Raw genomic sequence first — 18927 nt, forward strand, 5'->3', positions numbered from 1 at the left:
CCGTGTGATCGATCGACACCGGCGGTTGTGCCCGATCCGCGAGGGCAACAGGTCAGGCAGGAAGAGCCCCCTCGTCGATGTGATCAGTCGTCAAGCAGTGCGCGGGCCGCGGCGTATCCGCCCAGGCCGCTGACGCCACCTCCACGTTGCGAACCAGCGCCCGCGAGCAGCACCCCGTCGTAAGGGGTGTCGACGCCCCAACGCTGCGCGGCGGTCTCCAACGGCGCACCGTCCGGAGCCCATGGCCACGTGAGGGGTGCGTGGAAGATGTTGCCCCCCGGCATCGCCAACTCGTGCTGCAGGTCGCGGGTGGTCTTCGTCTCCACGCAGGGGTTGCCGTGGTGGTCTTGCAGAATGAGCTCGTCGATGGGCTCGGCCAAGACCGAGCTCAACGAGTCGAGCACTTGTCGTTGCAAGTGCTCGCGCATCTGGGCGGAGTCCTTCCCCTCCAGCACGCGGTCGGGTGTCTGCAGCGCGAACACCGTCATCGTCTGGGCGCTGTGGCGCGAGAGTGCGGGCGACAAAATGCTCGGATCGGTGATCGTGTGACAGTAGATCTCGGCCGGCATCGGCGTCGGTATGCCGCCGGATTCAGCTGTGCGATAAGCAGATTCGAGCTGGCTGTAGAGCTCGTTGATGTGGAACGTGCCACCGAAGGCTGCTTCCGGCGAGATCGCAGAAGCACGCAACCGCGGCAATCTGGAGAGCAACAGGTTGACCTTCACCTGAGCGCCTTCGACGCGTTCACTGTGCTCACCGGCCAGCTCGTCGAGAACGCCCGGAGCCGCCGCCCACAGCACGTCGCAGGCGCTCGCGCGGTGTTCGGTGCCCTCGGCATCGGTCCAGGTGACAGCTCCCTGGTCGACACCGGTCACCGTCGCACCGGTGCGCAGTTCGGCGCCTGCAGTGCGCGCGACATCCGCCAATTGGGTTGCCACCTGGCCCATTCCGCCGATCGGCACGTCCCAGTCGCCGGTGCCGCCGCCGATCACGTGGTAAAGGAAGCACACGTTCTGACGCAGGTCTGCCTGGTGGGCGGAGGCGAAGGTGGAGATCAGCCCGTCGGTGAGCACGACGCCGCGCACGAGGTCGTTGCTGAAGGACGACTCGATCACCTCACCGAGCGGCCTGTCCAAGAAGTCGCGGACGAGGGCTCGATCGCCGATTCGCGCGTCAACGTCGGCACGCCGCATGAGTGGCTCGGTCATCGTCGGCCAGATCGCGCGCGCGAGTTGCCCGGTCCGCTCGTAGAAGCGCACCCAAGGCTCGTGGTCGGATACTGCGCCGATGGACGCGAACGAGTGACGGGTCGCGTTCGCGTCACTCTGGTCGATGAGCAACCCTGCATCGCTGCCCGGCAGGGGGGTGTAGGAGGAGTAGCGGCGACGGGCCAGGCGCAGGTCGAGGCCCAGTTCGTTGACGATACGGGTCGGCATGAGGCTCACCAGGTAGGAATAGCGGGAGAGCCGCGCGCCCATGCCACCGAAGGCGTCCGCCGACACCGTGGCACCACCCAGATTGCCCTGGCGCTCCAGCAGCAGCACCGACTTTCCGGCCTTGGCGAGATAGGCGGCGGCGGTGAGCCCGTTGTGACCACCGCCGACGATCACGACGTCATGGGAGCTGGTGCGCATGGCCACAGTGTGGCACCGCAGCGCTGTGGGCTGCTTGGGAGACAATGGAAGTCACATGCCTACCTACACCGACGTCGCGATCGTGCTGCGCACCCACAAATTGGGCGAGCACGACCGCATCGTCACCCTCCTCATGCGGGGTCGGGGCAAGGTGCGAGCGGTGGCCAAGGGTGTGCGCCGCACGAAGTCGAAGTTCGGCGCTCGGCTTGAGCCCGCGATGATCGTCCAGGTGCAGTGCTACGAGGGACGCAACCTCGACACCGTCACCCAGGCCGAACTCATCGCGCCGTACGGCGAACAGATCGCCCAGGACTACAGCGCGTACACCTCCGCGGCCGCCATGCTCGAGACTGCCGAACGGCTCTGCGAGGACAACGAGCCACAACTCCAACAGTTCAACCTGCTCGCGGGCGGCCTTGCCGCGCTTGCGAATTGCTCGCACGACCCTGGGCTGGTGCTCGACAGCTACCTGTTGCGTTCGGTCGCGATCGCCGGCTGGGCACCCACCTTCGATCGTTGCGCCGGGTGCGGTGATCCAGGGCCGCATCGAGCCTTCAATCTGGCCAGCGGGGGAGCGGTCTGTTCCTCCTGCCGCGCGCCCGGTTCGGGCGCACCACGACCGGAGACCTTCATCCTGCTCGGCGCGTTGTTGTCGGCTGACTGGTCGATTGCCGACGCCAGCCAGCAGCACGTGAGGGCGGAGGCGACCGGACTCGTCGCGGCATATGTGCAGTGGCACCTCGAACGTGCCGTGAGATCGTTGCGCCTGGTCGATCGCACCCCGACCATCACCGCCGAAGGAGTCCGTCCGTGACCATTCCCGACGTCCCGCCGCTGCACATCGACGGGCTCGAACCGCCGTCGATCCCGCCGGCATTGGTGCCGCAGCACGTCGCGATGGTGATGGACGGCAACGGGCGCTGGGCCAACCAGCGAGGTCTGCCGCGCACCAAGGGTCACGAGGCCGGCGAAGCGCAGCTGATCGACGTCATCGCCGGCTGTATCGAGCTGGGCATCCCCAACCTGTCGGCCTACATGTTCTCCACCGAGAACTGGCGCCGCTCACCCGATGAGGTGAAGTTCCTGATGGGCTTCAACCGCGATGTCATCCGCCGTCGGGTCGACCTGCTGCACTCCTGGAACGTCCGCTGCCGTTGGTCGGGCCAACGTCCGCGGTTGTGGCTGTCGGTGCTGAAGGAACTGCGCCGAGCCGAAGAGATCACCGCCGGGAACACTGGCATGACATTGCAGATGTGCGTCAACTACGGCGGACGCGCGGAGATCGCCCAGGCCTGCCAGCGCATCGCCGAGCAGGTGAAGGCTGGCAAGATCAAGCCTTCATCGATCGACGAGAAGATGATTGCGCGCAACCTCACCTGGCCGGACATGCCTGAGGTCGACCTGTTCGTCCGATCGTCCGGTGAGCAGCGCACCAGCAACTTCCTGCTCTGGCAGTCGGCCTACGCCGAGATGGTCTTCCTCGACACGCTCTGGCCCGACTTCACCCGGCAGGACCTCTGGCGCGCCGTGCAGATCTACGCCGATCGTGACCGGCGCTTCGGCGGGGCAGTGGACGCCTCGACGTCCAGCTGATCCTCGGTCGCGCACGAGACCGTCCTCAGTGCGCCGAGCACACCCCGAAGATCTCCAGCGTGTGCTCGACATCGCGAAAACCGTGTTCGGCGCTGACCTTGTCGGCCCAGCGTTCGACGGCCGGGCCGTCGACCTCGACCGTGCGACCGCACTGGCGACAGACGAGGTGGTGGTGATGGGTCTCGGTCTCGCAGCGGCGGTAGATGGTCTCGCCGTCGGGGGTGAGCAGCGCATCGATCTCTCCGTCGTTCGCGAGCGTCTGCAGCGTGCGGTAGACCGTGGCAAGGCCGACGGACTGGCCGCTGCTGATCAGGGCGGCGTGGAGTTCCTGGGCGGACGCGAAGTCGCTGCGCCGTGCGAGTTCGCCGGCCACGGCGGTCTGCTGGCGGGTGAGCTTGCGGGTCATCGGATTCCCTCCTCATGACGGGTGGGCGCGTGGTGGTCGTCGCCGTGTTCGTCCCAGTGGTCGTGGTGCGCAGCGTGCCGGTGCCCGTCGTGCAGGTAGTCGACGTGATCGGCGTGCAGGACGGCGGGGTGTCCGCAGCCGTCGTAGTGCTCGTGCGGGTGGCCGCTGCGACGGGCGCGGCGGATCGCTGCCGTGCGCGCAATGGCCGACGCGATCGAGACCGCCAGGAAGAGCGCGACTGCGGTGAGGACGACGGTTCCACCGGACGGAGTGTCGAACTGGTAGGAGGCCATCACGCCACCTGCCCCGCAGAAGATGCCGATGACGACGGCCCACAGGGTGGCTCCGCGGAAGCTGCGCCCCAGCAGTTGCCCGGTGGCGTTCGGCAGGATCATCAACGCGCTGATGAGCAGCAGACCGATCACCCGCATCGACATCACCACGGTCACCGAGGTGAGCACCGACAGCAGCAGGTTGGTGCGCATCACCGGCAAACCGACGGCACGGGCGAAGTCTTCGTCGTTGGCCACGGCGAAGAGCCGCTTGCGCAGCACGGTGGTGGTGCCGACAGCGATGACCGCGAGCACCGCGAACTGCCACAGCTCGTCGGCCTGCGTGGTGAGGATGGAACCGAACAGATAGCTGTTGAGCGAAACCCCTTGTTCCACAGGCGCTTTGGCGAGCAGGACGACACCGAGGGCGATGCCGCCGTAGAACATCACGGCAAGTGCGACATCGGCGTTGGTGTTGCCGCGCACGCGGATCACTTCGATCACGCACGCGGCGAGCACTGCTGCGACGAGCGCCGTCCAGACCGGAGAGGTGCCGGTGAGTGCACCCACGGCGACGCCGGCGAGGGCGACATGGCCCAGCCCGTCGCCGATCAGGGACAGCCGCCGCTGCACGAGGAAGACCCCGACGGCGGGCGCGGCCGCGCCGACGAGCAGTGCCGCGACGAACGCGTGCCGCATGGCCTCGAGCTGGAACATCTCAAGCACGGTGTCCTCCGGAATGGCGGGCGGGACGCGGGGAGATGCCCACGTCATCGAGCGGGCCGACGGCGTAGGTCGAGCGCTCTTGGGGTTCATCCGGAGGACAATGCCCGGCGTGTGATGCGCTGGCGAGAATGCGCTCGTGCTCCTGGTCGGCCCACGCCTCGGGGGTGCCGTCAAAGCTCAGTGCACCCTGCGAGATCTCCACGATGCGGTCGATGATGCCGCGCAACGCGACGAGTTCATGGGTGACGATCATCATCGTCGTGCCCTGGCCGGCCAACCGCTGGAGCACATCGGCCAACACGTCCTGGCTGGCGGAATCGACCCCGGCGGTGGGTTCGTCCATGATCAACAGATCGGGCTCACCGGCGAGCGCTCGAGCGATGAGCACGCGGCGCTGCTGACCGCCCGACAGATCGGCCACCGACGACGCGGCTCGGTCGAAGAGGCCCACCTGCGACAGCGCATTGTCGACCGCGCACCGATCGGCGGGGCTGGCCGGCCGGTACCACGGTCGCTGCGCGAGCCGTCCGGTTTCGACGACCTCGCGCACGGTCGCCCGCACCGAGGTGCTCAGGGTATGGCGCTGCGGCACGTAACCGATGTGCTTGCGGGCAGCAGGTGTGCCCGGCTCTTCTCCGTACACCGTGAACTTCCCGGCCAACTGCTCAGAGAGTCCGAGGATGCCCTTGACGAGCGTCGACTTGCCCGACCCATTGGGGCCGAGCACCGCAACCACTTGTCCAGGGGGCACCTGCAGCGACAGATCTTCGATCACCGCGCGAGCGCCGTATCCGAACGATGCGGCGCTCAGGGCGAGTGCTGGTTCGGTCATCGGCAGGTTTGTCCTTGTTTCAAGGTGCCGAGGTTGGCGCGCATCACCGACAGGTAATCACGGCCCGCCGATTTGTCGGTCAGACCTTCGAGCGGGTCGAGCACGGCCACCTTCGCGCCGGTCTGCCGGGCCACGGTCTGTGCGACAGCCGGGGAGGCGAGGGTCTCGGTGTAGATGGTGGTCACCTTGTTCTTCTTGACGAAGTCAGCCACCGACTTCAGGCGTCCGGGGGTCGGCTCCTGGTCGGGGGAGATGCTCGACACCCCGACCTGTTTGAAGCCGTATCGAGCGGTCAGGTAACCGAAGGCGGTGTGTCCGGTGACGAGGTCCTTGCTCTGGCAGGTCTTCAAGGTGGTGGTGAAATCGGTGTCGAGAGTGCCGAGTTCGCCCATGAACTTCTTGGCAGCTGCGCGGTAGCCCGCCGCGTGCTTGGGGTCCTTGCCGGCCAGCTGTTCGGCCAGTGCGCCCACCACCTTGCTGTAGCGCACCGGATCGAGCCAGAAGTGGGGGTCGGCCGACCCGTGGTCGTGGCCCTCGTGATCGTGCCCCTCGTGGTCGTGACTGTCGTGCCCGTCGACCGATGCCGAGTCGTCAGCCTTCAACGACAGGTCGGCCTCCGGGCTCACGTCGAAAGCACCCTTGGACGACTTCGCCGCCGCGTCGACCGACGGCTGAAAGCCCTTGAGGTAGACCATCAACTGTGCGTCCTGCACCTGCGCGGCCTGCTTGGGGCTGAGTTCGAGATCGTGCGGCTCGGCGCCGGGGGAGGTCAGTGACGAGACCTCGACGTGGTCGCCGCCCACGCGCTGCGCTGCGTACTGCAACGGGTAGAAGGAGGTCACGACCTTGAGCTTGGTGGTGCCGTCGGCCGCCGTTTTCGAGGAGCCGTCAGACGATCCGCATCCGGTGAGTAGGGCGCCGGCGACAAGAAGGGAAAAGGGGGCAGCTCGGTTCATGAGAACCATTCTCAAACTAGATGAGAACGATTGTCAAACGAGCAGTTGGTGTGACACTCCGGCGACCAGGGCGACCGCAAGCAGCAGGGCGATGGGTGCCAGTCGCATGAGGCGCTCGGGCGTCTCCAGGCGGGGCCAGGCCAGGTAGGCGAGCCATCCGGCGAATCCAGCGACCACGAGGATCATCAGGGCGCCGAGAACGCCGCCGAGCACCGCCCCGGCGATGACGAGCACCAGGACGATGGCCACCATGGCAGCCACCGGGAAGCGCGAAAGTCGTTGCAGCGCAGGGTCGCTCGCATGTTGGATCTTGGCGCGAAGAGGTGAGACCGAAACCTCGGGACGGGATGACACGGTGGTCAGCCTACGGGCTGGGCCAGCGCAGCCGCGCCGCGGCCACTCGCGTCGTCCCGCCGATTTGCGTGCGCCTGCGACCATGGAGAGACCATGACCACTACCGCAGCCGCTCCCGTCCTGGCACCGTTGCAGATCGGCCCGCACACGATCGACACCCCGGTCGTGCTCGCGCCGATGGCCGGCATCACCAATCGTGCCTTCCGTCGGCTCTGTCGGCAGTACGGCGCGGCGGGCTCGGACGCCGGTGGGGCCAGCGGGTCGACCAGTCTCTACGTCAGCGAGATGATCACCTCGCGGGCGCTGGTGGAGCGCACGCCGATCACGATGCGGTTGATCGAACACGACCCCGACGAATCGCCGCGATCGATCCAGCTCTACAGCGTCGATCCGGTGACCACGGCGGCGGCTGTGCGGATGCTCGTGGAAGAAGACCGATGCGATCACATCGATCTCAATTTCGGGTGCCCCGTCCCGAAGGTGACGCGCAAGGGCGGCGGCTCGGCGTTGCCGTGGAAGACCGAGCTCTTCCGTGGCATCGTCCACAACGCGGTGCGCGAGGCGTCAGTGCGTGGCATCCCCGTCACGGTGAAGATGCGCAAGGGCATCGACGACGATCACCTGACCTTCCTGGAAGCCGGTCGCATCGCTGAGGGTGAGGGCGCTGCCGCAGTGGCCCTGCATGCTCGGACGGCCGCACAGGCCTACTCCGGCACCGCAGACTGGGCGGCCATCGCGCAGCTGAAGCAGACCGTCACCAGCGTCCCGGTGCTCGGCAACGGCGACATCTGGTCGGCCGAGGACGCTCTGCGCATGGTGGCGGAGACCGGCTGCGACGGCGTCGTGGTTGGTCGAGGGTGCCTCGGGCGTCCGTGGTTGTTCACCGACCTGGCTGCGGCCTTTGCCGGTTCCGATCACCGGGTGCGTCCCTCGATGGCGCAGGTGGCTCACACGCTGCGGCTGCACACCGAGTACCTCGTGGAGTTCTACGAGTCGGAGCAGAAGGCCTGCCGCGACATCCGCAAGCACATCGCTTGGTACCTCAAGGGCTTCCGGGCGGGCTCACACATCCGTTCGCACCTCGCACTCGTCGACAGCCTGGCGTCGCTGGACGACCTGCTCGCCACCATGGACCTCGACCAGCCCTGGCCGGGTGAGGCCGCAGAGGGTCAGCGCGGCCGTGCCGGGTCGGAGCGACGGGTCATCCTGCCCGAGGGCTGGCTGGACAGCCAGGAACTCTCCGACCAGCAGCGCCGCACGATCGCCGCGGCCGAGTTGGACGTCTCCGGGGGCTGAGCGCGCTCACAGCCCAGCTGTGACTCCTTCGGAGCCGGTGCTCACCGGTCGTTCCGGGTCGGTGATCCAGTGCGACCATGAGCCGATGTAGACCCCGGTGCGCGTCTGCAGGCCGCTGTCTTCAAGAGCGAGCGCCAGATGCGTGGCCTGCACGCCGGAACCGCAGTAGACCCCCACCTCGGAGTCGGGACGGATGCCGGCGGCGGTGAAGCGCATCGCCAGATCGTCCGAGGGCAAAAAGCGGCCGTCGGCACGGACGTTGACCAAGGCGGGCATCGATACCGCACCGGGGATGTGTCCGGCGACGGGATCGATCACTTCGTTCTCGCCGCGGAAGCGATCGGCCGGGCGGGCGTCGAGCAGCACGGAGCGGTAGGCGACGTCGGCGGCCTCCTCGGCGAGCAGGAGCGAGGTGCATCCCGGGGTGGCCACGAAATTGCCGGGCGCGATGTCGTTGACCACATCGGTGAGTTCCTGGCCGGCGCGCACCCAGGCGTCCAGACCGCCGTCGAGCACGTGGACGTCGTTGTGGCCGAAGTACTTCAGCAACCACCAAGCGCGGCTGGCGGCGAGCGAGTTGGCCTGGTCGTAGATCACGACCGGGTGGTCTTCATCGACGCCTGCCGCCTGCATCGCAGCCTCGAAGACCATGCGATCCGGCATCGGATGGCGGCCGCCTTCGCCCGGTGCGCCGCTGAGCACGTCCTCGAACTCGATCCATTGGGCTCCGGGCAGGTGAGCGCGGTCGTACTCCGCACGTTGCGAGGGTTCGCCCAGTTTCCAGCGAGCGTCCAACAGCACCGGAGGGCGCCCATTCTCGGCCATGACCTGGGCCAGGCGCCCGGCACTCACCAACGGACGTGTCCTGCGTGTGGGGCTCATGACCGAATCGTAGGTGGGCGGCTGCGTCGACGGGCGGCCGCGCAGGGTGCTGATGTGACAACCTTGGAGGCATGTGCCGCAACATCCGCCCGCTGAACAACTTCGAGCCGCCGGCCACCGACGACGAGGTGTACGCCGCCGCGCTGCAGTACGTGCGCAAGATTGCCGGCACGACCAAGCCGTCGTCGGCCAACCAGCAGGCCTTCGACGAGGCCGTCGACCAGATCGCGCACATCAGCCGTCACCTCATCGACGCACTGGTGACCACCGCGCCGCCGAAGAACCGTGACGTGGAGGCGGCCAAGGCGCGTGCTCGTGCACAGGCCCGATACGGAGCATGAACGCTGACGCGCCGCGGGTCGAGGAACTCGACACCCGCTCGCGGATCACGCTGCGGGAGTGGCTCGGGGACGCCACCCGGCTCGGCATCGACCTCGATTCGCCCGATTCGATCGAGCGCGCCTACGAGCGCTATGTCGACGAGGTGCTGGCCACGCCGGAGGAGGAGCGCGTCGATCCGACGCCGACGCTGACCGCCATTGCCATCGCGATGGGTGAATACATCCGGCGCAACAGTGACGCGGAGTGGCGCATCGTCACTGACGAGCAAGGCCGCGATCTCTCCCTCAGCATGGCGCACGAGACACAGATCCTCTTCCCGATCGATCCCGTCGCCGACAGTTGGGCGGCGCAGGCCCGCGGCTGGTTGGTCGAGTTCGTCCGGGCTGCCATCCAGATGTTCAAGGACGGCCGATGACGCACAGCCTCCTCGATGACCCGCTGGTGCAGCCTGCGACGCCTGCGCGGATCGCCCGCAAGAACAAGCTCAATGCACTCAACGGATCGACCGCCTTCGGGCTCTTCGTCGCCCGTCTGGGAGGGTGCCGCATCACGCAAGGGCCGCGCGGCATGTGGCTGGCCGACAACTACCGATACAACTTCCCGGTCGCGGGAGCCTTCACGATCGGCAGCGTCGCCATCACCCGTCAGGAATGGCCCGACATCCTCGACAACAGGTCGTGGCTGTTCCACCACGAGGAATGGCACTCCTTCCAGTACGCAGCCTGCGGCGGTCTGCCGTTCATCCCGCTGTACGTTGCCGCGATGGGTTGGTCGATGCTGCTCACGGGTGACTTCTGGTCCCGAAATCCTTTCGAGCGCCGCGCCGGCCTGGCGATCGGCGGGTACGTCGAGCACCACCTGCGGAGGCCGCTGCGACTGGTTGGCCGGGGGCGACGATCCGAATGAGTGCGCACGAGCTGAACGACTACGGCGCGCCCGACCGGCAGCGATTCGTCAGTGAAGATCCCGCCCAGAAGAGTGCCGACCGCGACGACTTCGCCCGAGACCGGGCGCGCGTACTGCACTCGGCGGCCCTTCGGCGACTGGCAGCCAAAACGCAAGTGCTGCAGCCGGATTCGGACGACTTCATCCGCAACCGGTTGACCCACTCGCTCGAGGTGGCCCAGATCGGGCGCGAGATCGCGTCGGCCCTCGGGTGCAGTGCCGATGTGGTCGACACCGCGTGCCTCGCACACGATCTCGGCCATCCGCCGTACGGACACAACGGCGAGCGGGCGCTCGATGCCGTCGCCGAACACATCGGTGGTTTCGAAGGCAACGCCCAGACGTTCCGGCTACTGACCCGCATCGAAGCCAAACGCTCCACCCCACAGGGCCGTTCAGTCGGACTCAACCTCACGCGAGCCAGTCTCGACGCCGCCTCGAAATACCCGTGGACGAGGTCGGCGGGGCCGTACCCGACGCCGAAGTTCGGTTGTTATGCCGACGATCTCGACATCTTCGAGTGGGTGCGGTCGTCCGCGCCCACCGGTGGTGGTCGACGCTGCTTGGAGGCGCAGGTCATGGACTGGGCCGACGACGTCGCCTATTCCGTGCACGACGTCGAGGACGGTGTCACCTCCGGCCTCATCGATCTGCGGGTGCTCGGGTCGCCGAAGGAGATCGACGACCTCGCCGGTCTGGCCCGTGAGCTGTACGCCCCGCACCTACCGCACGAGTTGTTGGTGAACGCAGCCTCCGAACTCCGCGACAGCGGGGCGGTGCCCCTGGAGCGTCACGCCGGACGAGCATCCGTCTCGGCGCTGAAGGACATGACCAGCCGGTTGATCGGCTGGTTCGTCCGGGAAGCGGTGCGCGCCACGCGCGTCCAGTACGGCGCGGGACGCCTGCTGCGTTACGACGCCGATCTGGTGGTGCCGGACGCCGTGCTCGCCGAGTGCGTCCTGCTGAAGGCCACGGCTGCTCGCTACGTGATGCTGACCGACGAGCGCGGACTGCTCATGGCGCGGCAGCGCGACGAACTCACCGCTCTGGTTGAACTCGTCGCGGGTCGTCCCGATCTACTCGATCCGGTGTTTGCCGAGGACCATCACGCGGCGGCTGATGACGGCGCGAGGTTGCGGGTGGTCATCGACCAGGTGGCCTCCATGACCGACCTACGCGCTCGGGCGATGACGCTGGCCCACCTGTGAATAACTCCGGCCGGTCTGCGACCTAAACTGACAAGCTGCAGCGACGACGGACGACGATTGCTGCGACAACGACAGGTGATGGAGGCGGGTAGCGATGGCGGGTCTGATCAAGACCGACGACATCGCTGTGGTCAAGGAGCGCGCCTCGCTGGAAGAGGTCGTGCGTGAGCACGTGACGCTGCGTTCGGCCGGTCCCGGATCGCTCAAGGGGCTGTGCCCCTTCCACGACGAGAAGACGCCGTCGTTCACGGTGCGTCCCTCCGTCGGCGCCTATCACTGCTTCGGATGCGGCAAGTCCGGCGATGTCATCTCCTTCGTCATGGAGATCGAGCACCTTACCTTCGCCGAGACGGTCGAACGCCTCGCCGGCAAGTACGGCGTCGAGCTGCACTACGAGGAGGGACGCGGACCGCGGCCTGAGTCGATCGGTCGCCGCACCCGGTTGTTGGAGGCCCACCGCGTCGCCGATGAGTTCTACCAGGAAGCTCTCATCAAGCACGGCGAAGGACGCACCGCCCGCGACTTCCTGCGAGCCCGAGGATTCAACAGCGCCTCGTGCAAACCGTTCGGCGTCGGATACGCACCCCGCGGTGGTGAGGTGCTGGTAGATGTGTTGCAGCGCAAGGGTTTCACCGAGGACGAAATGGTGCTCGCGGGGCTGGTCGGACGCGGCCGCCGCGGCCTGTACGACCGGTTCCGCGGACGCCTGGTCTGGCCGATTCGCGACATCACCGGCGACACGATCGGGTTCGGCGCTCGCCGCATCTTCGACGACGACCGCATCGAAGCGAAGTACCTCAACACCACCGAAACGCCGATCTACAAGAAGACCCAGGTGCTCTACGGCCTTGACCTGGCGAAGAAGTCGATCTCGGGAGAACGACGCGCAGTGATCGTCGAGGGCTACACCGACGTCATGGCCTGTCATCTCTCCGGCGTCACCCAGGCGGTCGCCACCTGTGGCACAGCCTTCGGCGCTGATCACATCAAGGCACTGCGCCGGCTCATCCGGGACGAAGCCGGACAAGCACCGGGCCAGGTGGTGTTCACCTTCGACGGCGATGCCGCGGGTCAGAAGGCAGCGATGAAGGCCTTCGAGATGGATCAGCAATGGGCCGCGCAGTCATATGTCGCTGTTGCCCCGGACGGCATGGATCCCTGCGAACTGCTTCTGGCGCAGGGTGAGCCGGCCGTCGCCGCGCTGGTCGACTCGGCCATCCCGATGTTCGAGTTCGCGGTACGCACCACGCTCGCGCGGTTCGACCTGGCGACGGTCGAGGGACGCGTCCAGGGCATGCGGGCGGTTGCCCCGATCCTCAAGGGGATTCGCGACACCGCGCTGCGTCCGGCATACACCCGGGAAGTTGCTGGTTGGCTGGGCGTGCCGCTCGACCAGTTGGACGCAGAAGTGCGCAGGGCGACCGTCACCTCGGTCGTCGAGCGCCGCACCCCGGAGCCCGAAGCAGACGAGCCGAGCGAACCTGCAGGCATTCCGCTGCCCAACTTCCGTGACCCGATCGTCGTCGCCGAGATGCAGTTGCTCACCTGCATCCTGCAGTTCCCCGGGGCCGTGCCGGGCCCGCAGCTGATGGCGTTGACCGCCGACGACTTCGTGGCACCTGCCCACCGCGCGATCTTCGAGGCGGTGATGCGCGTCGGCGACCCGTCGACCCAGTCGCTTCGTGCCTGGAGTGACGCCGTCCGCGAGCAAGCGCCCACCGAACTCGGTGGCTACGTGGCACGCCTGTCGGTCGATCAGCTACCGACCCGGATCGACCGCAACACCGGCCTTCCCGAGACCCGTTTCGCGGCCTCGCTGATCCTGCGCGTGCGGGACGCCGCGATGCGTCGGCGCATCGACGACGTGATGGCGCAACTGCGTCAGCAATCGACCGACCTCGCGCGTTCGCGCTCACTGTCTGCGCAGCTGCTGCAGCTGCAGGCAGCCCACGCCCGACTGGCCACCGACTGAGGAGAACGATGCGCATTCTTGGACGCGACCCCAAGCCGCCCGCAGATCTGGTGCGGACGCTCGATCTGCCGCGCGGGGAGAAGGTGCTGGCCTTCGCGGTCGACGACAACACCGGCTCCACCGTGGCTGCGACCACGACCGAACTGGTCACGGTCGCGGGCAGCCAGGTGCTCACCCGCCGACCGTGGTTCGAGGTCGACACCGGCGGTTGGAGCCCGGACACCTGGACCCTCAGCATCACCTGGGTCGACGGCGGTCGGGGTAGTCAGTACACCTTCAAGGAAGTCGAGACCCGGATACCCGAGGTGTTCCACGAGCGGGTGCGGGCATCGGTGGTGATTTCTGGCGCTCTGCCGACCACAGGTCGCGGACAGTCGGGGCACGTGGCGATCCGCAAGGACCTGCGCACCGGTGAGATGTTCGACCAGGTGGTGCTGGGACGACGCACGAACGCGGCTGACCCGCAGGTCGCTGCGGAGGTCGACCGGCTTCGCATCGAATTGCGCGACCAGGTAGGCCTGGCACCGGTCGCGGAGTGAGCTAGCTGGCCGATTCGGTCGAACGGGCGGGTCTTTGCTACAGTTTCCGCTGCGCCTCACGGGGACACATTCCCCTGTAGCTCAATTGGCAGAGCAGCCGGCTGTTAACCGGCAGGTTGTTGGTTCGAGTCCAACCGGGGGAGCGCACATAAGGCCTCTGACCTGCGGAAACGTAGGAGTCAGAGGCCTTTGTCGTGAGTGCGAGCGGCTCATGGCCAGAGGTCGGCCACGATGGTGGCCACCTTTCCTGACCGGATGTCGCGCCAGCCTGTGCCTGCCCACAGATGCACGAATTGTGCGTCGCCGGCCTCGGCAGCCGCTCGCCGCAACGGCCCGGTGAGATGGTGAACGGCCGGGTAGGCAGCCGGAGCGCATGCTCCGAACCGATCGATGAACTTGTTGTGCAGTGACCGAGCCGGACGCCCGGTGAAGCTGCGCGTCACCGTCGTGGTGGTGAACGCCGGGTCTTGAAGAGCTCGGCGGTGGGTGGCGGAGGTGCCGGCCTCGTCCGCCAGTAGGAAAGTGGTGCCGAGTTGTACGGCCACGGCGTGCTCGAGCGCTGCAGTGATGGCGGCGTGGTCGGTCAACCCGCCCGCAGCGATGAGGGGCAGATCGACCGCCTGTGCGACAGCAGGGAGAAGCTCGGTCAGGGCGAGTGCGCCGGGTTCGGTCAGGGTGCTGTGAGTCCCACGATGGCCGCCCGCCTCCGGGCCTTGGACCACGAGTGCGTCGTAACCGACAGATCGCGCAGCTTCAGCCTCGTCCACGCTCGTGACGGTAGCGATGACGCAACTGCCGACGGTCTGCAGCGACCGGACGACGTCGGCGCCGGGCAGCCCGAAGGTGAACGACACCATCGGCACTGGATCTGATTGCAGGACAGCGATTTTCGCGTCCCAATCATCGGTGTCAGGGGAGTCTGCGGTTGGGAGTGCGAGGTCGGTCAGCCCGTATTCGGCGGCAGTGGCGGCAAGAGCCTGCCGGTAGTCGCCAATGGCCGAGTCGTCGACGGGGTCGTCGTTGGGAACGAAGAGATTGACCCCGAACGGCGCATCGGTGAGTGCGCGCGTCGATTTGATCTGGTCATGCATCTGACCGGCTGTGCGATACCCGGCGGCCAGAAATCCTGATCCGCCGATTGCAGCCACGGCAGCGACGAGCTCCGGGGTACTCGGACCGCCCGCCATCGGCGCAGCGATGATCGGCAGGGCCAGCGTGGGCAGGTTTGGCATGGCCACCATGGTGGCACCTCGGTGGTTGTCGTTCCGCGCAGGAGTGCAGGCAGCGCATGGCCGGACAGACGTTCTTGACGTAACGCTTACCCGACGTTCACCAAGGTGTTACTCGCGCAGCGGAGCGTACTTCTACCTTCGAACAGGGCCAGCTGCGCACCGCCGCCGGTGCCCCCGGTTGTTGCCATCAGACCGACCAACCTCAGATCTGCAGTTCACCTGTGTGGAAGGACCCCCGCTTTGACCCCCACCCCGGAACACCGCTCGCTGCTGCCGCTTGCTGCGCGCCCGCACAACGGCAGCCGCTCCCTCATGACCTGCCACTACCGCTGCGCAGACTCCTGCTTCCAGCCGGTGGCCAACACCACCGACAACGAATACTTCGGTGACATCGTCCGTGGCACGAAGCGCCGGACGCTGCTCAAGGCGATCGGCGCCAGCGCTGCAGCTGTTGGGGTCGGGATGGCGACGGCCGGACAGGCTGCTGCCGCCGGCTCGGGCCATGGTCTGGGCCGCCCCGTGTTCGAGTTCGAGGGCACCCCGCCGGTGCCGTTCGAGACCGACAAGGTCGTCACCCCCGAGGGCTTCACCTGGAAGCCGTTGGTCAAGTGGGGCGACCCGATCGTTGCCGGAGCGCCGAAGTTCGACTTCAACAATCAGAGCGCCGCTGCACAGGAGAAGCAGTTCGGTTACAACTGCGACTACGTCGGTCTGGTGCGCAACGGACGCTCCAGCCGTGGCTTGCTCGTGGTCAACAACGAGTACACCAACGAAGAGCTGATGTTCCGTGGCTACAGCGGGCCGAAGTCGCTCAGCACCGAGCAGGTCAAGATTGTCATGGCGGCGCACGGCCTCTCGGTCGTCGAGGTTTCGCGCAAGGGCGTGGAGTGGCAGGCACACATGGGCGCCCGCAAGAACCGCCGCATCACAGCCACCACGCCGTTTGCGCTGACCGGCCCCGCCGCCGGTTCCAAGCTCGTGCGTACCAAGACCGACCCCACTGGTCGCCGGGTGCTTGGCACCTTCGGCAACTGTTCCGGTGGCACCACTCCGTGGGGCACGGTGTTGTCGGGTGAGGAGAACTTCAACGGCTACTTCTCCTCGGCCGCGGACGCCCCCGGTCAGGAAGCCGCGTACAAGCGGTACGGAGTTTCCGGCAGCAAGGGCCGCGGTTGGGAGTCGGTCGACCCGCGCTTCGACACCACCAAGGAGCCGAACGAGGTCAACCGCTTCGGCTACATCATCGAGGTCGACCCGACCGACCCCACGTCCACTCCGCGCAAGCACACCGCGCTCGGACGACTGAAGCACGAAGGCGCGAACGTCTGCATCGCTGCAGACGGCCGGGTCGTCGCTTACACCGGCGACGACGAGCGCTTCGACTATCTCTACAAGTTCGTGTCGCGCCGTAAGTACAAGCCGGGCGACCGCCGACACAACATGACCTTGCTGGAGGAGGGCGACCTCTACGTCGCCAAGTTCACCGGTGACGGCCAGCAGGACGGCATCTGCGACGGCACCGGCACGTGGCTGCCGCTGGTGCAGGGTGGCAAGTCGAAGATCGCCGGCATGTCGGTCGAGGAGGTGCTGGTCTGGACGCGTCTGGCTGCCGACAAGGCCGGTGCGACCAAGATGGACCGTCCCGAGGACGTCGAGCCCAGCCCGGTCACGGGCAAGGTTTATGTTGCGCTGACCAACAACTCCAAGCGCACCGCCGACCAGGTCGACGAGGTCAACCCGCGGGCGAGCAACAAGCACGGCCAGGTCTTGGAGATCACCGAGCGCCGCGGGGATCAGACCGCCACCGAGTTCACTTGGAAGCTCGTGCTGATCTGTGGTGACCCGAGTGATCCGTCCACCTACTTCGACGGCTACGACAAGAGCGAGGTCAGCCCGATCTCGTGCCCGGACAACGTCGCCTTCGACTCCAAGGGCAACCTGTGGATCTCGACGGACGGCAACGCCCTGGGCAACGCGGACGCGTTCTTCATGATGCCGCTGGAGGGCAAGCACGCTGGCCATCTCCAGCAGTTCCACACCGTCCCTCACGGCGCGGAGTCGGCCGGCCCGCTGATCGTCGACGACAAGACGGTGTTCTGCGCAGTTCAGCACCCGGGTGAGGTCGACGGGGCGAGCCCGTCGGCGCCCGCGAGCCTGTTCCCGTACGACGGCACCGGTCAGCCGCGTCCGTCGGTGATCCAGGTGTTCCGTGACAAGGCGGGCAAGCCGGGCAAGCCGAGACGTCACTGAGGCCGACATTCGGCCCCGTTCACCGTCGTGGTGAGCGGGGCCGAACGCATGTGGTGCAGGGGCTAGCGAGTGTTCGCTGCGGCGGCCAGATGGGGCACCAGCCGTGCCCGCACGATCGGAAGCATCGAGTCGGCGAACAGCTTGGACACGTGCTTGTCGTCGCGATAGACCAGCACGTTCCCGATCACCGGGGGACAGTTCTCGGTGGGGCACGCCTTCGCGGGGTCGGTCGTGGTCGCATGGATCGACCAGGCGAGCGACGGGACGATGACGCACAGCAGGGCCATGCCGATGGCGAGCCGGCGTCGGTGAACAGCACCGCGGGTCGCCAGGACGACCAGGCCGATCAGCAATGGCCAGACCAGGTAGTACTGCTCTTCGACTGCGAGCGACCAGAAGTGCTGGACAGGTGAGGGCTCGGTGCCGGCGAAGTAGTCGACCGACTGGGACGCCAAGCGCCAGTTGATGACGTAGGTAGCCGAGGCCAGGATGTCGCCACAGATCTGACGCCAAGTCGACGCTGGCATGGCCCACCAGGTGAGCAACATCGATGCCCAGGACGATCGATGCCGCCGGGAGCAGACGCTTGGCTCGTCGGGCCCAGAAGTCGGCGAACGAGATTCGACCGGTGCGGTCGACTTCGCGCAGCGGCAGTCCGGTGATCAGGAACCCGGAGATCACGAAGAAAACGTCGACTCCGATGAACCCTCCGTGCAGCCCCGGCACACCAGCATGGGCGAGCAGGACGAACCACACGGCGATCGCACGAAGTCCTTCGATGTCCGCCCGGAACTTGGCGTGAGCCAGAGCGCTTGCCGTGGCGGCGGCTTCGGTCGGTCCTTCGTGATGCGACGTGTGCGCGGCCGCCGTTTTCGACGTGTCCTGCATGGATGACGCCTTCGATACGTCGGGTCAGGATGACGTAGATCACACCCGGCGCGCATCACGGCGCGCCCAAGCAGCCGGCTTTCGGCCGGCGCCGGTAGTCGGAAGAGCCCGCTGGTGCCGTGTTTTGTTCAGGCGTGGTCGGCGCGTTCGGCCAGTAGAGCCAGGCGGCGGAGAGTCTCCCTGTTGCGGGCGGCGATGCCCACCTGCCGTGCGGGCTTGGGCGTGTGCGCGAGCGGCCCGGAGACCGCGTCCTCCTCCATGCTGATCACGGTTCCACCGTCCGGAGTGGCGATGAGGCAGATGGCGACGATGGCGGTGCCGAACGGACGGGTCTTCGCCTCCAGCCGCAAGGACTTGCCCGGTTCGCAGTCCCGTACCGCGGTCTCGTCATCCAGCAGCAACGGCCAGCTGCCGACACTGTGATGCAATTTTGTTCCGGGTGAAGGGAATCCGGCCTCCACGGCGCGCATGCGCGAGGCTCCCACCACCCACGACGGATAGGCCCACCCGTCGGCGAGCACCGACCAGACGGCTTCCGGCGAAGCGGGCGTGGTGTGTTCGACCGAGATGGTGCGCATGGAGTCTCCTGTGGTTCAGCGT

At 67.0% G+C, this 18927-nt stretch carries 20 protein-coding genes, 1 tRNA gene and 1 pseudogene; 11 read left to right on the forward strand and 11 right to left on the reverse strand.

All coding sequences use genetic code 11. The annotated features are described in order from the left end of the window. Positions 1–83 precede the first annotated feature (83 nt). The gene (locus tag J5M86_RS05830; protein ID WP_188060270.1) at positions 84–1634 is read right to left on the reverse strand and encodes an NAD(P)/FAD-dependent oxidoreductase; all 1551 of its coding nucleotides are present in this window, start codon (positions 1632–1634) and stop codon (positions 84–86) included. Between the two features lie 55 nt (positions 1635–1689). Here J5M86_RS05830 and recO point away from each other — a divergent pair, with 55 nt between their 5' ends. Continuing rightward, on the forward strand, positions 1690–2448 hold the full coding sequence (gene recO / locus J5M86_RS05835) for a DNA repair protein RecO (RefSeq protein ID WP_188060271.1): 759 nt from the start codon (positions 1690–1692) through the stop codon (positions 2446–2448). 2 nt (positions 2449–2450) lie between these two features. Then, positions 2451–3227, forward strand: coding sequence for an isoprenyl transferase (locus J5M86_RS05840; RefSeq protein WP_370587331.1), 777 nt, complete (start codon positions 2451–2453; stop codon positions 3225–3227). A gap of 25 nt (positions 3228–3252) precedes the next feature. Here J5M86_RS05840 and J5M86_RS05845 read toward each other — a convergent pair whose 3' ends face one another. From J5M86_RS05845 to J5M86_RS05865, 5 genes are read right to left on the reverse strand one after another with little or no spacing between them, the layout of a single operon-like run. Then, on the reverse strand, positions 3253–3633 hold the full coding sequence (locus tag J5M86_RS05845; RefSeq protein WP_188060273.1) for a Fur family transcriptional regulator: 381 nt from the start codon (positions 3631–3633) through the stop codon (positions 3253–3255). After that, positions 3630–4631, reverse strand: a complete 1002-nt coding sequence (locus J5M86_RS05850; RefSeq protein ID WP_188060274.1) for a metal ABC transporter permease — start codon at positions 4629–4631, stop codon at positions 3630–3632. Before J5M86_RS05850 ends, J5M86_RS05845 begins: the two co-directional genes overlap by 4 nt. Beyond that, positions 4624–5463: a metal ABC transporter ATP-binding protein gene (locus J5M86_RS05855; protein WP_188060275.1), complete on the reverse strand. Its 840-nt coding sequence runs from the start codon at positions 5461–5463 to the stop codon at positions 4624–4626. The genes J5M86_RS05850 and J5M86_RS05855 overlap by 8 nt, the downstream gene beginning before the upstream one ends. After that, complete coding sequence (locus tag J5M86_RS05860; RefSeq protein WP_244328504.1) at positions 5460–6419, reverse strand: metal ABC transporter substrate-binding protein; 960 nt, start codon at positions 6417–6419, stop codon at positions 5460–5462. The genes J5M86_RS05855 and J5M86_RS05860 overlap by 4 nt, the downstream gene beginning before the upstream one ends. A gap of 33 nt (positions 6420–6452) precedes the next feature. Beyond that, positions 6453–6773: a DUF6703 family protein gene (locus J5M86_RS05865; RefSeq protein WP_188060277.1), complete on the reverse strand. Its 321-nt coding sequence runs from the start codon at positions 6771–6773 to the stop codon at positions 6453–6455. A gap of 93 nt (positions 6774–6866) precedes the next feature. Here J5M86_RS05865 and dusB point away from each other — a divergent pair, with 93 nt between their 5' ends. Continuing rightward, a complete protein-coding gene (gene dusB, locus J5M86_RS05870; protein ID WP_188060278.1) occupies positions 6867–8069 on the forward strand; it encodes a tRNA dihydrouridine synthase DusB in 1203 nt (400 codons plus the stop codon). Positions 8070–8075: 6 nt separating this feature from the next. Here the strand turns inward: dusB and J5M86_RS05875 are convergent, their stop codons facing one another. Further along, positions 8076–8951 carry a sulfurtransferase gene (locus J5M86_RS05875; protein WP_188060279.1) on the reverse strand — a complete coding sequence of 292 codons (876 nt, stop codon included), beginning with the start codon at positions 8949–8951 and terminating at the stop codon, positions 8076–8078. 71 nt (positions 8952–9022) lie between these two features. Here J5M86_RS05875 and J5M86_RS05880 point away from each other — a divergent pair, with 71 nt between their 5' ends. From J5M86_RS05880 to J5M86_RS05910, 7 genes are all read left to right on the forward strand, one after another. Beyond that, on the forward strand, positions 9023–9292 hold the full coding sequence (locus J5M86_RS05880; protein WP_188060280.1) for a DUF2277 domain-containing protein: 270 nt from the start codon (positions 9023–9025) through the stop codon (positions 9290–9292). Next, positions 9289–9708 carry a DUF3806 domain-containing protein gene (locus tag J5M86_RS05885; RefSeq protein ID WP_188060281.1) on the forward strand — a complete coding sequence of 140 codons (420 nt, stop codon included), beginning with the start codon at positions 9289–9291 and terminating at the stop codon, positions 9706–9708. The genes J5M86_RS05880 and J5M86_RS05885 overlap by 4 nt, the downstream gene beginning before the upstream one ends. Next, entirely contained in the window at positions 9705–10199 is a 495-nt protein-coding gene (locus J5M86_RS05890) for a hypothetical protein (RefSeq protein WP_244328505.1), read from the forward strand. The genes J5M86_RS05885 and J5M86_RS05890 overlap by 4 nt, the downstream gene beginning before the upstream one ends. Beyond that, the gene (locus J5M86_RS05895) at positions 10196–11446 is read left to right on the forward strand and encodes a deoxyguanosinetriphosphate triphosphohydrolase (RefSeq protein WP_188060282.1); all 1251 of its coding nucleotides are present in this window, start codon (positions 10196–10198) and stop codon (positions 11444–11446) included. Before J5M86_RS05890 ends, J5M86_RS05895 begins: the two co-directional genes overlap by 4 nt. Before the next feature lie 94 nt (positions 11447–11540). Continuing rightward, a complete protein-coding gene (gene dnaG / locus J5M86_RS05900; protein ID WP_188060283.1) occupies positions 11541–13418 on the forward strand; it encodes a DNA primase in 1878 nt (625 codons plus the stop codon). A gap of 8 nt (positions 13419–13426) precedes the next feature. Next, positions 13427–13957: a hypothetical protein gene (locus tag J5M86_RS05905; RefSeq protein ID WP_188060284.1), complete on the forward strand. Its 531-nt coding sequence runs from the start codon at positions 13427–13429 to the stop codon at positions 13955–13957. Positions 13958–14027: 70 nt separating this feature from the next. Beyond that, positions 14028–14100 (forward strand) — tRNA-Asn (locus tag J5M86_RS05910). Positions 14101–14166: 66 nt separating this feature from the next. Here J5M86_RS05910 and J5M86_RS05915 read toward each other — a convergent pair. Then, on the reverse strand, positions 14167–15189 hold the full coding sequence (locus J5M86_RS05915; RefSeq protein WP_188060285.1) for a nitronate monooxygenase: 1023 nt from the start codon (positions 15187–15189) through the stop codon (positions 14167–14169). Between the two features lie 240 nt (positions 15190–15429). Here J5M86_RS05915 and J5M86_RS05920 point away from each other — a divergent pair, with 240 nt between their 5' ends. Continuing rightward, positions 15430–17439 carry a PhoX family phosphatase gene (locus tag J5M86_RS05920; RefSeq protein WP_370587328.1) on the forward strand — a complete coding sequence of 670 codons (2010 nt, stop codon included), beginning with the start codon at positions 15430–15432 and terminating at the stop codon, positions 17437–17439. Positions 17440–17501: 62 nt separating this feature from the next. Here the strand turns inward: J5M86_RS05920 and J5M86_RS05925 are convergent, their stop codons facing one another. The 3 genes and pseudogenes from J5M86_RS05925 to J5M86_RS05935 all read right to left on the reverse strand — a co-directional run bounded on the left by J5M86_RS05925 (position 17502) and on the right by J5M86_RS05935 (position 18905). Further along, positions 17502–17966: an acyltransferase gene (locus tag J5M86_RS05925; protein WP_208965113.1), complete on the reverse strand. Its 465-nt coding sequence runs from the start codon at positions 17964–17966 to the stop codon at positions 17502–17504. 49 nt (positions 17967–18015) lie between these two features. After that, positions 18016–18327 (reverse strand): annotated as a pseudogene (locus J5M86_RS15735) (acyltransferase family protein); the annotation flags it as partial. A 128-nt stretch (positions 18328–18455) separates the two neighbouring features. Continuing rightward, complete coding sequence (locus tag J5M86_RS05935; protein WP_188060286.1) at positions 18456–18905, reverse strand: SRPBCC family protein; 450 nt, start codon at positions 18903–18905, stop codon at positions 18456–18458. Between the last annotated feature and the right edge of the window lie 22 nt (positions 18906–18927).

It is taken from the genome of Yimella sp. cx-51 (assembly GCF_017654605.1).
In the GTDB taxonomy this organism is placed as follows: domain Bacteria; phylum Actinomycetota; class Actinomycetes; order Actinomycetales; family Dermatophilaceae; genus Yimella.

Coding starts and splice junctions, on each gene's coding strand:
- J5M86_RS05880 (WP_188060280.1), top strand. CDS start 9,023: ATGTGCCGCAACATCCGCCCGCTGAACAACTTCGAGCCGCCGGCCACC.
- J5M86_RS05895 (WP_188060282.1), top strand. CDS start 10,196: ATGAGTGCGCACGAGCTGAACGACTACGGCGCGCCCGACCGGCAGCGA.
- J5M86_RS05845 (WP_188060273.1), bottom strand. CDS start 3,633: ATGACCCGCAAGCTCACCCGCCAGCAGACCGCCGTGGCCGGCGAACTC.
- J5M86_RS05905 (WP_188060284.1), top strand. CDS start 13,427: ATGCGCATTCTTGGACGCGACCCCAAGCCGCCCGCAGATCTGGTGCGG.
- J5M86_RS05935 (WP_188060286.1), bottom strand. CDS start 18,905: ATGCGCACCATCTCGGTCGAACACACCACGCCCGCTTCGCCGGAAGCC.
- J5M86_RS05860 (WP_244328504.1), bottom strand. CDS start 6,419: ATGAACCGAGCTGCCCCCTTTTCCCTTCTTGTCGCCGGCGCCCTACTC.
- J5M86_RS05915 (WP_188060285.1), bottom strand. CDS start 15,189: ATGCCAAACCTGCCCACGCTGGCCCTGCCGATCATCGCTGCGCCGATG.
- J5M86_RS05890 (WP_244328505.1), top strand. CDS start 9,705: ATGACGCACAGCCTCCTCGATGACCCGCTGGTGCAGCCTGCGACGCCT.
- J5M86_RS05875 (WP_188060279.1), bottom strand. CDS start 8,951: ATGAGCCCCACACGCAGGACACGTCCGTTGGTGAGTGCCGGGCGCCTG.
- dusB (WP_188060278.1), top strand. CDS start 6,867: ATGACCACTACCGCAGCCGCTCCCGTCCTGGCACCGTTGCAGATCGGC.
- J5M86_RS05885 (WP_188060281.1), top strand. CDS start 9,289: ATGAACGCTGACGCGCCGCGGGTCGAGGAACTCGACACCCGCTCGCGG.
- dnaG (WP_188060283.1), top strand. CDS start 11,541: ATGGCGGGTCTGATCAAGACCGACGACATCGCTGTGGTCAAGGAGCGC.
- recO (WP_188060271.1), top strand. CDS start 1,690: ATGCCTACCTACACCGACGTCGCGATCGTGCTGCGCACCCACAAATTG.
- J5M86_RS05855 (WP_188060275.1), bottom strand. CDS start 5,463: ATGACCGAACCAGCACTCGCCCTGAGCGCCGCATCGTTCGGATACGGC.
- J5M86_RS05925 (WP_208965113.1), bottom strand. CDS start 17,966: ATGCCAGCGTCGACTTGGCGTCAGATCTGTGGCGACATCCTGGCCTCG.
- J5M86_RS05830 (WP_188060270.1), bottom strand. CDS start 1,634: ATGCGCACCAGCTCCCATGACGTCGTGATCGTCGGCGGTGGTCACAAC.